Here is a 14,257-nt window from a genome sequence, read left to right as displayed (position 1 = left end):
AAATTATTTTACTACAATGTTCACGATACGTCCCGGAACATAGATCTCTTTTACAATGGTCTTGCCCTCAAGCTTATCTGCAATAAGCTCTTTTCCCTTGGCGATAACTTCGTCCTTAGGATCTTCCTTACCGATAGAGAGCTTGTCTTTTACCTTACCATTGATCTGAACTGCGATCTCGATTGTATCCTCTACGCACTTTGACTCATCATAGGTAGGCCATGACTCAAATGCGATAGTGTTATCGTGACCAAGGAGCTGCCAGATTTCTTCGCCAATGTGTGGGCAGATGCAGGAAAGCATCTTGATGAAGCCCTCTGCGTACTCTCGTGGACAGCTGCCCTCTTTGTATACTGCATTTACGAAGATCATCATCTGAGCGATGGCTGTGTTAAAGGCCAGTGCCTCGAAGTCTCCTGTAACCTTCTTAACAGTCTGGTGGTAAACCTTCTCAAGATTTCCATTGTTGTCATCTGTAATATTTGCAGGCTCTGTGAAGAAGGTGTAAACCCTGTTGATGAACTTTCTTGCACCTGTAACAGCTGTTGAGTTCCAAGGCTTTGACACTTCAAGAGGTCCCATGAACATCTCATAGAGACGAAGTGTATCTGCACCATACTCACGAACGATATCACTTGGGTTAACAACGAATTCAGGGAAACGCTTACCCATCTTGATGCCGTTCTCACCAAGGATCATGCCCTGGTGAACAAGCTTTTTGAATGGCTCCTTAACAGGTGAAAGACCGTTGTTGTAAAGGAATCTGTTCCAGATACGTGAATAGATCAGATGTCCTACTGCGTGCTCAGGTCCACCGATGTAAAGATCTACAGGCATCCAGTGCTTCAAAAGCTCCTGGTTTGCAAACTCATTGTCGTTATCAGGATCGATATATCTAAGGAAGTACCAGGAAGATCCGGCTGATCCAGGCATTGTTGAAGTCTCTCTTGTGCCCTTAAGACCGTTCTTGTCGTATGCCTTCCACTCTGTAGCATTTTCAAGTGGAGCCTTTCCGCCGTGTCCCTTGTAGTCCTCAAGCTCAGGAAGAACAACAGGAAGCTCTGAATCATCAAGGAATACAATACTTCCATCCTCTTTGTATACGCATGGAACAGGCTCGCCCCAGTAACGCTGTCTTGCAAAGATCCACTCACGGAAGTGGTAGTTGACCTTTTCTCTTGCAACTCCCATATCTACAAGCTTCTTGGTGATAGCTTTCTTAGCTTCCTCAACTGTCAGTCCGTCGAACTCTTCAGAATTAAGAAGAACGCATCCCTTGCCAAGGTAGTCCTGCTTCTCGAAAGCATGACCTGAAATATCTACTGTGCCCTCAGCATTATTGATAACCTGGATGAGAGGAAGCTTATGAACCTCTGCATACTCAAAGTCTCTCTGATCATGAGCAGGAACAGCCATAACAGCACCTGTACCATAGCTTGCAAGAACGAAGTCACCAATGAAAAGAGGTACTTCCTTACCATTTACAGGGTTGATAGCATAAAGCCCCTTAAGAGGACATCCTGACTTTGTCTTATTAAGATCTGTACGATCAAGGTCGTTCTTTTTAAGTGTCTCGTCGATGTATGCCTGAACTTCTTCAGGATTCTCAACTCTGTCCATAAGGCTCTTTACGATATCTCCGTCGGGAGCAAGAACCATGAAAGTAATACCGTAGATTGTCTCGATACATGTGGTGAAGATTGAGAACTCTCCTCCGCCTACAATCTTGAAATCAACCTCTACACCTGTTGACTTACCGATCCAGTTGCGCTGGATCTCCTTTGTTGACTCAGGCCAGTCGATCTCATTAAGGCCGTCCAAAAGCTCCTCAGCAAAAGCCTGCTGGTCGATAACCCACTGCTTCATCATCTTCTTTACAACAGGATATCCACCACGCTCTGACTTTCCGTCAATGACCTCATCATTTGAAAGAACTGTTCCCAGCTCCTCACACCAGTTAACAGGCATATCGATGTGCTTAGCATAACCTGCTTCATAAAGTTTCTTGAATATCCACTGTGTCCACTTGTAGAACTTAGGATCACTGGTTGCGATCATCTTGGACCAGTCGTAGTCAAAGCCAAGCTCTTTAAGCTGCTTTGAGAAAGTCTCTATATTCTTCTCAGTAAATCCTGCAGGATGATTACCTGTTGTAACAGCATACTGCTCCGCAGGAAGGCCAAAAGAATCATATCCCATCGGATGCAATACGTTATATCCCTGCATGCGCTTCATACGGGACATAATATCGGTAGCAGTATATCCTTCCGGATGACCTGCATGGAGGCCTACTCCTGATGGATATGGAAACATATCAAGGGCATAATACTTAGGCTTTGAAAAATCCCAAACATCTGTCTTAAATGTATTGTTGGCTGCCCAGTATTCCTGCCACTTTTTTTCAACTGCATGATGGTTATAAACTTCTGCCATAACTGTGATACTCCTTTATTACTTATTAAATGTCTTTTCGCTCTATTAGACTTATCTACAAATTTTACCACATGAAGAAGGGATGTCAAACATGACACCCCTTATATTCTCAAGAAAATATTCACTTAGAAGATCAATAGCGACACCAGAGGTATCGTGATTACGGAAAGAACTGTCGACAGTGCCACTCCCTTTGCTGCCAGAGTATAATTACCGCCATATTGCTGGGCCACCATGGCTGTCATGGAACCTACAGGAGTTGCCAGCATGATGTAACAGACATGCAGAAGCATCTCATCCTTCACAAAGAAGCTAAGGAGCAGCATTCCCAGAATAGGGAAGGTTACAAGCTTCAGGATTGAAAAGGCAAGAAGCCTTATATTTCCTCGAATACCTCTTAGCTTAAAGTGGATCATGGACTGACCGATGACCATCATACTTAAAGGGGCTGCCAGATTACTAAGATGTCTTGCAGAGGTGCGGATAACCACCGGCATATGAATTCCTGAAACATATATCACAATAGCCAAAAGGCTTGAGATCACTCCCACGTTGATGATCCTTTTAAGGCCTTCACTGCTCCCCAAGGCATTTCCCCCCTTCATGGCAGCTATACCATAGGTGTATATCAAAAAATTATAAGGGAACTGGAAAATCGCACCGTAAAGAACCGCCTCAGACCCATAGGCTGCCTGTAGGATGGGAAGCCCCATAAATCCTATATTTGAAAAGATAGTCATGACACGGTATACATTCTTATCATTATCCGGAATCCGAAGGAGCGGGATCACCAGGAATGATATGGCAATAAGAAAAGCATATACTAAAAGAGCCATTCCAAATCCGAACAACAGCTCTTTTCCCCTGATGCTGCTCTCATAATTCATTCCAGCATTTAGGATCATGGCCGGTGTTGCCACGTTCACCACCAGCCATGAGAGATTCTTTGAAAACTCATCGGTGATAAAGCCCTTCTTACCGCAGAAGTACCCTATCCCCATGAGAACAAATAAAACAAGCATTTGCTGAACTAATATCATTTTTCTTTTATCAATCCTTCCATTGCTTCCCAGTCAAGGCTTAATCCTCCAGGAAGAATTTCATACTTCCTTTTCAGCACTTTATGGTCTTTGAAAGCTCCCCTTTGGCGATGATGGCCAGATGCTGGGTTGCTCTGGAAATCGCAGTGTATATGCAGTGCTTGCCCAGTTCGTCCGAAGGATATGAATCCGAATCCCCGTCTGCCAGGATCACGTTGTCAAACTCAAGGCCTTTGGCAAGGGAAAGCTCAATGAGAAATGCTCCGCTCTTTGGAAGTGAGTCTGACTCTGCTACAGTTTTTGGAGCATCTTTTCCAAGCCCTTCGCTTATCTTTTCAAGGCTGAAGCCATCTCTGCAGATTACAGCTGTAAGCCCGTCTTTTTCTTCAAAATCTTTTATGAGCTTTGAAAGCTCTTCGTAGTACTCCTTATCAGTCTTGCATTTCTTTATAGTGGTCTCCTGTCCCGGACGCTGCACGGAAGAAACCAGCATCTTTTTCTCCTCCGGAAGGAGGGATGCAAACATATCAGTGATCTCCGGTGAACTTCTGTAACTGGTTAAAAGAGGCAGTTCCACAAACTGCTTGTTATCAGCCTTTGCCATTTCACCGATGCGATCAAAGGTAACTGTTCCCTCACGGATTGCCTGGAACTCATCCCCAAGAAGCATAAATTTTGCATTTGGGAAGAATTTCTTAAACACCTGAAGCTGGGCCATGGTGTAGTCCTGAACTTCATCGATCATAACGTAGCGCATGTTCCTGTCGCACTGACCTGTCAGCTCCATTCTTGTGAACAGCCACTCTGCAGCAGTCACCTGCTCACTTCCAAGGATGCGCCGTGCCACGTGCTTAACATCCACAAAACCGCAGTGCCTGATGGTACTTAAGGCTCCGCCATAATCATTCTCTATCCTGTTGTCCTCAGCAACTTCGGAACCGGCTGTGGAATCTGACTCATCACCTGAATCAATATCCATGTTGTGAAGGGCGTTTTTAGCTCTCACCTCAAGCTCATCGGCAACAGTCTGTATAAGCCTTACCCCAAGAGGGAACTGGCTGAATTTCTTTACCACATCGAATACTTCTTTTCCTGAAAGAACTACCCTTTCCTTTTGCTTAATGTCCACAAAATCTTCTGGCTCAGGCTTCAGGGTCTGCATAGCCTCATGTATCTTATCAAGGCTCTCATCCTGGGTGTAATCAAGCTCGTTTCCATCGGAAGGAACCCTGGCCATATCAAGGAATTCACGCCAGGTCAGGGTCAGAGGATTGGTCTCTCCAAGATCCGGCAGTACGTTATCAATATAGTCCCTGAACACAGGATTAAGTGTCAGAAGGCACACCTGATCCGGGCGCAGAGTTTTTCTTTTCTGGTAAAAGAGATATGCAATCCTTTGAAGGAGCACAGAAGTCTTTCCGCTTCCTGCGATGCCGTTTACCAAAAGAACCGGAACATCAGGATACCTTATCACGGTGTTCTGCTCCTTCTGGATGGTGGCAGTTATTGCCTGCATCTTGTCAGACCTGGTCTGGGAAAGAGACTTGAGAAGCATTGGATCTTCAATGGCTATCTGTGTGTCAAAGAAGGAAATAAGCTTATCTCTTTGTATATCAAACTGCCTGCGCAGCTTCAGATCTACTGGGATAGTCCTGTCATCTACAGTATAGCTTGTGGGGCCGTTTTCCTGATTATAGTAGACCTCCGCCACAGGAGATCTCCAGTCCACAACCATCTGAGTGTGGCCCTTGTCAGCTATGGCAGCACGGCCAATGTAGAAATTCTCCGGTTCCTCACTGTCATCAAACTTCAAAGAGATCTCAGCAAAATAAGGTGACTGAAGGAGCTTTTCCACTGTATCCAGTCGCCTTCCAAGGGATGAGCTCTCAACATTATAGGTGTCGATGTAACGGTTCCACACCTCTATCTCTGTGAGAGTCTCCATGGTAGTCTCAATATCCGCATAGTCAAACCTGATATTGTCCCGGATATCGTTCTTGTCATCCACAGCTTTTTCATTGAGCTCTGAGATCTGGTTCAGCAGCCCTTCCCTGATCTCAAGGAGCTTATTATACGTCTTTGTTAAATGTGCCTGCTCTTTAGCAAATACGTCTTTATCCATACATAATACCTTTCATTAAAACCCAATGTTAGAAAAGCATCTACTTTATGTAGATGCTTTTTTAATTCGTATAACTATTTTACCTAAGCAAGGCATTCCTATGCAAGGTTTTTAAGCCTTATAAGGCTATGATAACGAGTTTCTGAGGATCCATTCTGCTCATTTATGCGTTATCTCCTTCATATGAACATTTCTAAGATATACTATCGGCTTTTTTCATTTTTGCTTTAACCCGGCCAAAAAATGGATGGACGATTCATTTCTGTCTTTTGTAAAAGTTTCTACCTCTACAGGAATTTTCTGACTTTCTGCGATCATGTGAATGTCTTCCGTAAGCAGATTGGCCAGTCCCCTGGCATCACTGTACACAAGAGTGATAAAGGTATTATCGTCTGTCCTTACGGTATCGCACCCCTCAGGAAGTATAGTTTTCAGCTGGTTATAAAACTCATCTACGTCTTTATTCTGAAGCAGGCTGAGCCTTATGGCTATACGGGGCTCACGCTCTCCTTTATTTACCTGATCCTCTAATCTGCCAAGATATTGCAGATTGTAAAAACCGCTCTCATCATCTGTATATTTTTCCTTTTCCCTAAACAGCATATATAAAAGAGCAGTACCTACTGCAATACCCAGAGTAAAAAAGGTATGACCGGTCAGTGACTCTGCAATGGATCCAAAAGCTACAGGTATTACATATATCCAAATTGTGAAAAACTGCTGCTTACCGTTTTCCTTTTTATAATTTCTGAACTGATAGATCGACATGATAAGGTAAATATAACGGACCATACCCCAATAGTCATAAAGATCCGTAGAATGGTATACCACATTGCTGTCATAGTACCAGAACATTCCGGTAAACAGATTCACCACATCCAAAAGAAAAATAATAGCAATAGGAGCTGAATATCTCAGCAATTTGCGCTTTATATAATCAATACTGTCATAGGTCTTAAAAGAGGAGTACAAAAACCAGATCGCCAGTGACAGATCAATACAGGCCTCATATATAAATTCCAGAAACACTGCCAGTGCATGCGGCCCCGAATTCGCAGGTCCTTCAACAAACTCTAAAGCCACTCCCACTATGCCCATGATAAGCGCAGCAAGTACAAGGAAAAAATAGGCCGAGACTGCTTTATGATCTCTGTGGTTATTTTTCAGAAACAACACAAAGACCCACAGCGTTATAAGAGCAGCTATGAGGTTAATAGCAACGTTTATAATATCTGTCATCATTAGCTCACCTCCCCTTCTGCTCTCTTACCTATGAATACCAAAGGTCCTTTTTTACCGGGAAAAAGCTTGTCTGTAAGGCTCCTTACATTGGTGTTGCGGCGACGTATTATCACTTTTGTGCCATCTTCGCATTTCTCCGCCACCCTTTGAATTGCAGAAAACATAAGAAATCCAAGATTCGTTCTTGAATCGATACCAAAGGATGTAAAAAGGCAGGGCAAAAGAGTTCCCGATGGTAATCTGCGGATCAAAAAAATGCCGTCTATCTTGCCGTCGGCCATGGAACAGAAGGATACGTCCCCGTCAAACCAGGTCACCGGAAGGTAGGCCAGATCCTCCAATATTCCAAATTGCCCGTGAACAAGGAGTTTTTTCAAATACTCCCTGTACTGCAGGGGAGATATCTCCGAAAGGCTTTTTATATAGGACGGAATTTTCTTGGTTCCGTTCTTCTCCACTATGCTTTTTATGTCTTTTGCGCTTAATTGCAGCTCGATGGATTCCATCCTCTCAGACTCAAACCCGTAGTGCTTAAAATAGTGCTCCGTCTCCTCGTCTGCAAACTCATAGAGGCTCTCCACCACGTTTTCCTCTCCGACATCCTCCCGATATTGGGACATGATCAGGTCTGCAACCTCATCACCTTCCACCTTGAACGAGTATATGCGGCTTTTGATATCTTTTTCGCTGTCATATTCCATCAGCTCATAGACGATAGCTCCCACGGGACTTAAGTAATTGTCAACTACCCCAAGTCCTCTGAAGAATTCCCGATCAAGGAAGCTTAAAATGTCCTCGCTGACATAATCTGAAAAATCCAGTGCATTGTCACCGGTGATCGTTATCACTTCCATATTTTTACTCGTTCCTCATAGGGTTAAGTACTTCCTTAACATAATCCAGTGTCTCTGTGCCGGCCATGATCTTAAGAACGAGATCCATGTAAACATCGCAGATAGAGATGGCATTTGCCAATACAATATGCATCTCCTCATAGAGTGCCTCTTTGTCCATATCAATACTTAAGGGCACTGCCAGGTGGAATGAGAGATACTTTTTGTCCATATCCAGCCTGTATGAGCCGCAGGGCAAAGCTGCATTTATGTAGCTCATAGCCTCAAAAAGTTCCGGCAGATGCTCACTTTCTACATCATCAGCCAGTGTCAGGGTTGCGCAAAAATGCTGAACCTCTGCCTCTTCGTCCGGTATATCCAGAAAGTAAAACTCACCGAATACAGGATCTTCCTCCATTCCAAGCGCATCATACATTACACTTAGAATCTCGTGCCCGTTTTCCTCTTCGGGAGTATTCAGCTTAGCTGCAATGAGATCCTTTTGAAGATCGTCTTCCATTCTCTCAAGAAGTTCGTGTCTTTCCTGTTTCTTTTCACTTATATTCATGCTTATTCTCCTCTTTGGTGATTATTTATCTGCCGCACATCTTTCTGACAAGGAGCTTTTTGGCAGGCTTTTTCTTCTTTTCATTGTAAGAAAGTCCAAAGCTCTTTACTATCTGGATATATGCCTTCTTTTCGTCTTCTTTCGCCTTATCGACTTTTTTGTCCTGTTCGTCAATTTCGACATTAAGATCACCTTCGATCTGTTCGTCTCCGTCGGCCGGTTTATCTGAAGGAAAGAGCTTTTCATATATAAGCTCTGCATATTTTGTTGCTATTCCCATCTGAGCCGAGATAAGATCAGCATACCCCGCAGCTGCTGCCAACCTTCTTCTGAGCATGTCCTTGAAATTGTCCGGATCATAAATTGTCTTTCCTGCGTTGTCCATTCTGGACTTGACCTTATCATAGAACTCCTGGAAATTGAAAAATTCATCAAAGGTCTCTTCTCTTATAGACCTCATTATGCTTCGATCGGTAAGTTTATGAGCCAGGATAAGTCCCAGTCCTGCAAGAGACATCACAGTTCCAACACCGGGAATCAAAACTCCTATAAGTGCCATAGTACCTGACACCATAGTAACCTCACCTGATAGTGCCTTTCTTTCGCTAAGTTTCTCTGAGAGCCTTATCATATTCTTTTCATATCTGGCTTCCTTTGACTTCTTAAGTTCTGCGTCCCGCTGATCTTTGGATAATGACTTATCATCGAGTATCTCCTGTTTGCTGCGCAGACGATTAGTATATTTTGATTTTAGAAGTTTTTTTGCATTTTCGGCATTATGCGAATCAAGACCTGCGGAAATAGCTGTATAAGCGCCAATAGCAATAGTGGCTCCGGCGGCCGCAATACCTGTCGCCTGAAGAGCCTCGCTTGCAACATAGGTTGCATTACTGCCATGGGTTGCAACAAATTCAGCTTTCTCCGCAGTGGTCCATAATTTGGACACAGCACTGGTCAGAGATTGCCCCAGGGAAATTATAGTCTTCATAATATCTCCCGCATGCATGTTTGCTGCAAAACTCAGGGCATAAGCTGAAGCAAAGAAAGATAACAGATTACTCGCTACCGCAAATGAGATACCTACGTCAGTGCCCAAAATAGAGCTAAGTTCCTTGGATGCCGCTTCATCCAGCCCCCAGCTGACTTTTGATAACGTGGATGCAGCAGTGGAGATTGTTGAAAGAGTTTGCTGAGCTCCGGCAAAGCTGTCAAGTTCACCGCTGAATTGTTGGACCTGGCTGTTGTCATTCTTTTCCTTCACATCTAAAGGTGCATTTTTATCTCCAACCTTGCCTTTATCCAGGCCGAGGGCCTTCCTGACTTCTCCTACCTGCTTGTCTTTTTCGATAAGGTCCCGCAGGCTCTCTTTTGCATCCCGGGTCAGCTTGTCGATTTCTTCCTGTATCTCATGCTTTTTATCAGTGTTGTCTGTCACTTCAAGTTCTGTCTGCTTATTTCTGAGTTTTTTCATGACTCTATAGGCGTCCTTAAGCGACAGATCACGTTCAATGGCTGCAACGTCAAGTCTTTCCCGGCGAGTTAGTGCTTGGCCATTTTTTTTGGCTTCTAAGAGAGCCTCTTTCTTTTTCTTGTCCTTTTTTGTTTCCGCATTGAGTTCAGAAAATCTTATAAGCATCTGCTTATTATTCTTGTTGGCTCTCAAGGCATCAGATAACTTGTGCATATAGACATAGTCACCTGCAAAGCGGCTGTAGAACTTAAGCGGTGTGGCCAGTATTGTGCTCTTGATAAGATCAAGCTTTGGAACATAATTATCCATTGCGTCATGAACATCAACGAGGGATGGGTCTTTCCTGTGGTCTGTCTCCAGAAGATAGTAGATGTAGAGCCTCTCTCTCTTGGTCTTAGCCAGCAGTAACTTTACGATCTCGGAATTGTTATTCTTAAACCGATCCGCTATATTTCCCATAAAACCGCCATTATAAGAGTTTCTTACAAACCACTTATCTACCTCTTCCAGGGCTTTTACCGTTTTATCACTCAGTCCTTCATTTTTTCCTGTAAAAGATATTTTCTCTTCTTTTTCCTCATCCCCTTGATCTTCAGCGTATTTTTCTATTTCCTCATCCAGGGAAAGCATCTCTTTGTTATTTTTATCTTTTAATACTCTCTTGCCTTCTTGCTCCTCCAGCAGATCAAGGAAATGACACTGTTCACTTAACATGTCATACTGCCGTATTACATAGGGCATATCTTCTTCTTTTGTTTCACTGTGAATTGCCTTATATTTTTGTATATCTTCTTCATAGGCTTTAAACAGAGAAAACTTTTCTCTGACATGAATTCTTTCATCTATGATCTCATCTTTGGCAAAGTTGGTGCACCAGTTTTTATATGCCTTATCAAAATCCTTAATACTCTTGTTTACACGCTTTTTTTCGGCATCGTCAGGAACCTTGATGTCAGGTTCCGGAACGCCACTATCCCCATAGCTAAATGACATTCCGAAGAAAAAATCCCTCATAAAGTCCCTTATATCTTTGGCCATTTTTTTCCTGGCCTTTCCCTCATCTGTCCGTCTGCTTCCTCTATGCGTGTCATAGTAAGCGTTTGCCGCTTCTGAGAGATAGAGGACCGAATCAATAAGTTTATTTATATCCTGATCCCTTGAATTTAAAATAGTTCTGACATTAGCGAGAGAATCAATAAGTCGCTGATACTGAACAGAGTCTTTTTTCGTATCTTTAGTATGTCTTTGGTATAGAGCAATTTTATTCTTAAGATCATTAATATAGCTATCAAAGAACTCTTTATAAAGAATTCCCTTTTCTTTTTCAGCTCTTTGTCTATCAAGCTCTTTATCTGCTCCTTTTATATCTTCGACATAAGCATCCATCATACTGTGATCATTGATGAGCATATTTTCAAGATCAGTATTTTTGTCGATCTCATTAAGCTCTATATTTGATTCACTCAGCTTATTGTTCTCTATTAGGTCTTTTACAGATTGTTCCTTGTACTTTGGCCCCTCTTTAATCTTATTTCCCGAAATGAGCTCATTGATTTCTTCCTCGCTATATGTGTTCGAAAAGAGCTCTATGCTTTCATCATCAAATTTTCCCTTCATTTGCTTACCTCCTTAGTATCAAGGTATCTCACAAGCTCTGTTGCGGGATATTCTGCATTTGACCTACCCAGAAGCTTTTTGACAATTTCTTTTCTCCCATTTCCCACTGTCTGGATAACAACAAGTTCAATGCTCTCATCATGAGCTGCTGCCCGTACAAACCCTATCAAAAGTGCCTCATAATTTTGAGTCAGATTCATTTCCGGCTTTAAATAGATGTTGTTTAAGATAACCTTGGTTCCATCTCTTACAGCCTTTGCCACTCCCAGGATTTCTCCTTTATCCATAAAGAAATGAGTCAGTTTTTCATCAAATGATTTAAGCCTAATCTTATATAAACCATGATCTTTTTTTTCGTTAAACCTTATTATTTCTTCACCTGACAGATCTTTAAATCTGACGACTCTGTCCATCTCCTTTTTTATTTCGCTCTCTTTGTTCTCAAAGTTTCTGCCCAATAAACTTACAATATCGTAGTAAAGGATCTTTTCATCTATTACAGATGGGACAAATCCGTTTTTTATGGCATAGTCGTAACATTCAAAAACCTCTTCGATCTTCTCTGATACCTTCTTATAAAGAACATACCGGATTTTGTCTTTTTTAAGCTCTTCGATCACTTTTTCAAGCAGAATCTTCCCATATCCGTTCCCCCTATATTCTTTAAGCACATAGAGTTCTTCGAGGCTTACAGCCAGAGGAACATCATCGGAGAGGGAGAATATGCATACTCCCATCAGACTCCTCTGACCTTCCTTAAGAATTCCATAGGTATATACTCCCTTTTTCAAAAGAGCTCTTGCCCTTTCCGGGGTAATGAGCCTTGCAAGAGTATCTTCAGGCAAAGCCACTCTTTTAACCTGTACGGGTTCAGACATAAACAATCCGATTCCTTTCATAAGTTATTTTTCCACGATTTCAAACTAGTTTACGCAGCATTACGCTTTTCGCGAGATAAAAATAAAGCCGTAATTCTAGATATATACTGGGATTGCGGCTTTTTAGGTGTCAAAGATAGGTTTTTTAATTCGTATAACTATTTTACCTAAGCAAGGCATTTCTATGCAAGGTTTTTAAGCCTTATAAGGCTATGATAACGAGTTTCTGAGGCTCCATATTTCTGATCTCACCTTTTCTTCCACGGCTTACCATTCCCTGCTCAAGGCTGATCATAGTAGCACGAGTCTTCATGGCATCCTTGATCTGCTTTACTGCCGCCTCATAGTCCTGAGGAGTCATGGGAATAACATACTCATGGTTGAGATGCTCCGTAGAGATCACTGCTGCCCTGAACCTAGGCACATATCTGATGCCGTAGAAGGTACAGATTTCAGTATTGAGCACGCCTGAATTGTCCGAACACTGCATTGAAATATACATGGGTCACCTCCTTATATTCCAAGATCTTTTCACCTCACAATTTAAAAATTATCGGAAAAAGGACCTTTTCCTACTCTTAAATTATATACAATAATTAAAGTTTTTGTTCGTTTTTACAATAATTTAATAAACATTTCTACGATAAATTTAAACCAAAAAATCCCAAGGCTACACTATAGCCTTGGGATAAAATTTATCGTATTTAGTTTTTAGAAAGGCTTTTTAGTTGCCCATGGAAGCTATAAGGGCATCAATCTCTGACTGGGAAAGCATCTTACCGGAATCTGCAGGGGAAGGTGCTGCAGCTGCAGGAGCTGCTCCTCCTGGCATAGGTACAGAAGCCGGGCTGAAACCACCGCCGCCACCGGCCTGAGAAGATTTTCCCATTATACTTGCCAAAAGTGCCTGCTGTTCAGGGCTTAATCCGTTTGCATCCATACACTGTGCATCCTTTCGCAGTTTACAAATGACTTGCTTTACTTTCTGACATTTTATCTAGTCATCATATATATCGTCAAATTACTTTTTTATAAACAGTTAGTTAATGGTTTTTTTACCATATCGGCAAATGTCCCTGAGACAGCAGATCTGGCACTGGGGACGACGGGCAACACATACTGCCCTTCCATGATCCACAAAGCGGTGACAAAGCCCATTTCCCTCTTCCGGTGGAATTATCTTCCACAGCTCTTTTTCCACCTTCCCAGGTTCCTTAATATCATCTACAATGCCTATAAGATTACAAAGCCTTATGCAGTGAGTATCAGTGACAATCGCAGGCTTTCCGTAAACATCACCAAGTACAAGATTAGCGCTCTTCCTGCCTACTCCCGGAAGTTTAAGGAGTTCCTCCATGGTGTCCGGAACCTGATCCTTATATTCATAGTGGAGCATCTTCATACAGGCTGAAATATCCCTGGCTTTTGAATTGCCAAGTCCGCATGGCCTGACAATCTCCTCAATGTCAGCCACGTCTGCTTCTGCCAGGGCAGCCACCGTAGGAAACTTTTCATATAAAAGAGGCGTGATCATATCCACTCTCTTATCCGTGCACTGAGCAGCCAGCCTCACACTTACAAGTAGCTGCCAGGCCTTGTCGTAAGCCAGTGTACAATTGGAATCAGGATATTCTTTTTTTAGCCTCTCTATTACTTCCAGGGCCAGTTTTTTCTTGGTCATTTGTCCACCCGTTTTAACCTGTTGTTTTTATTCTCCTCTTCCATTTTACACCATATTTCCATGCACTCTACATGGAGATCCTGTTTAAGAGCTGATCACCACTTCTTCGATGGGCATCTTGCCCCGTCTGCAAGGGCACGGATTTCCACATAGCACCCGCACTTAAGACAGGTTGCATTTAAGAGGCTATCACAGTTTTTACACTGTGACAGCCTCTTTTCATATTTCTCATCAGAAACCTTCTCCCCTGGAGACATAAGGCTTTTAGTCTTTTCAAGCTGGGATTTTACATCTTCATTTCCTGCCATCTCGTAGAGAAGGCATCTCTTACAACTGTTGTCTGCCAATACTGCAATCCTTTCATCTGATCAG

The 14,257-nt window shown here is 42.6% G+C and carries 12 protein-coding genes; all 12 read right to left on the bottom strand.

Going from position 1 to position 14,257, the window contains the following annotated elements; genetic code table 11:
- Nucleotides 1-3: 3 nt before the first annotated feature.
- Nucleotides 4-2,433 carry a leucine--tRNA ligase gene (leuS, locus tag BO18_RS11075; protein ID WP_034446237.1) on the bottom strand — a complete coding sequence of 810 codons (2,430 nt, stop codon included), beginning with the start codon at nucleotides 2,431-2,433 and terminating at the stop codon, nucleotides 4-6.
- Nucleotides 2,434-2,558: 125 nt separating this feature from the next.
- Nucleotides 2,559-3,473, bottom strand: coding sequence for an AEC family transporter (locus tag BO18_RS11070; protein WP_081860989.1), 915 nt, complete (start codon nucleotides 3,471-3,473; stop codon nucleotides 2,559-2,561).
- A 73-nt stretch (nucleotides 3,474-3,546) separates the two neighbouring features.
- A complete protein-coding gene (locus tag BO18_RS11065; RefSeq protein WP_034446233.1) occupies nucleotides 3,547-5,595 on the bottom strand; it encodes a HelD family protein in 2,049 nt (682 codons plus the stop codon).
- Between the two features lie 216 nt (nucleotides 5,596-5,811).
- Nucleotides 5,812-6,837, bottom strand: a complete 1,026-nt coding sequence (locus BO18_RS11060) for a hypothetical protein (protein ID WP_034446231.1) — start codon at nucleotides 6,835-6,837, stop codon at nucleotides 5,812-5,814.
- Nucleotides 6,837-7,691 carry a hypothetical protein gene (locus tag BO18_RS11055; protein WP_034446229.1) on the bottom strand — a complete coding sequence of 285 codons (855 nt, stop codon included), beginning with the start codon at nucleotides 7,689-7,691 and terminating at the stop codon, nucleotides 6,837-6,839. Before BO18_RS11055 ends, BO18_RS11060 begins: the two co-directional genes overlap by 1 nt.
- Nucleotides 7,692-7,695: 4 nt before the next feature.
- Nucleotides 7,696-8,238: a hypothetical protein gene (locus BO18_RS11050; protein WP_034446226.1), complete on the bottom strand. Its 543-nt coding sequence runs from the start codon at nucleotides 8,236-8,238 to the stop codon at nucleotides 7,696-7,698.
- Between the two features lie 25 nt (nucleotides 8,239-8,263).
- Nucleotides 8,264-11,326 carry a hypothetical protein gene (locus BO18_RS11045; RefSeq protein WP_034446224.1) on the bottom strand — a complete coding sequence of 1,021 codons (3,063 nt, stop codon included), beginning with the start codon at nucleotides 11,324-11,326 and terminating at the stop codon, nucleotides 8,264-8,266.
- Nucleotides 11,323-12,225 (bottom strand): GNAT family N-acetyltransferase, encoded by a 903-nt coding sequence (locus BO18_RS11040; RefSeq protein ID WP_034446222.1) that lies wholly within the window; start codon nucleotides 12,223-12,225, stop codon nucleotides 11,323-11,325. The genes BO18_RS11045 and BO18_RS11040 overlap by 4 nt, the downstream gene beginning before the upstream one ends.
- Nucleotides 12,226-12,406: 181 nt before the next feature.
- Nucleotides 12,407-12,706, bottom strand: coding sequence for a hypothetical protein (locus BO18_RS11035; RefSeq protein ID WP_034446220.1), 300 nt, complete (start codon nucleotides 12,704-12,706; stop codon nucleotides 12,407-12,409).
- A 222-nt stretch (nucleotides 12,707-12,928) separates the two neighbouring features.
- The gene (locus BO18_RS11030; RefSeq protein ID WP_034446217.1) at nucleotides 12,929-13,144 is read right to left on the bottom strand and encodes a hypothetical protein; all 216 of its coding nucleotides are present in this window, start codon (nucleotides 13,142-13,144) and stop codon (nucleotides 12,929-12,931) included.
- Nucleotides 13,145-13,243: 99 nt separating this feature from the next.
- Nucleotides 13,244-13,885, bottom strand: coding sequence for an endonuclease III domain-containing protein (locus tag BO18_RS11025; protein ID WP_034446215.1), 642 nt, complete (start codon nucleotides 13,883-13,885; stop codon nucleotides 13,244-13,246).
- Between the two features lie 95 nt (nucleotides 13,886-13,980).
- Nucleotides 13,981-14,232 carry a DUF6171 family protein gene (locus BO18_RS11020; protein WP_034446213.1) on the bottom strand — a complete coding sequence of 84 codons (252 nt, stop codon included), beginning with the start codon at nucleotides 14,230-14,232 and terminating at the stop codon, nucleotides 13,981-13,983.
- Nucleotides 14,233-14,257: the final 25 nt, after the last annotated feature.

Source organism: Butyrivibrio sp. AE2032, from assembly GCF_000702965.1.
Note: the sequence above shows the minus strand (reverse complement) of the source record. Positions and strands in the feature narration are given on the sequence as shown.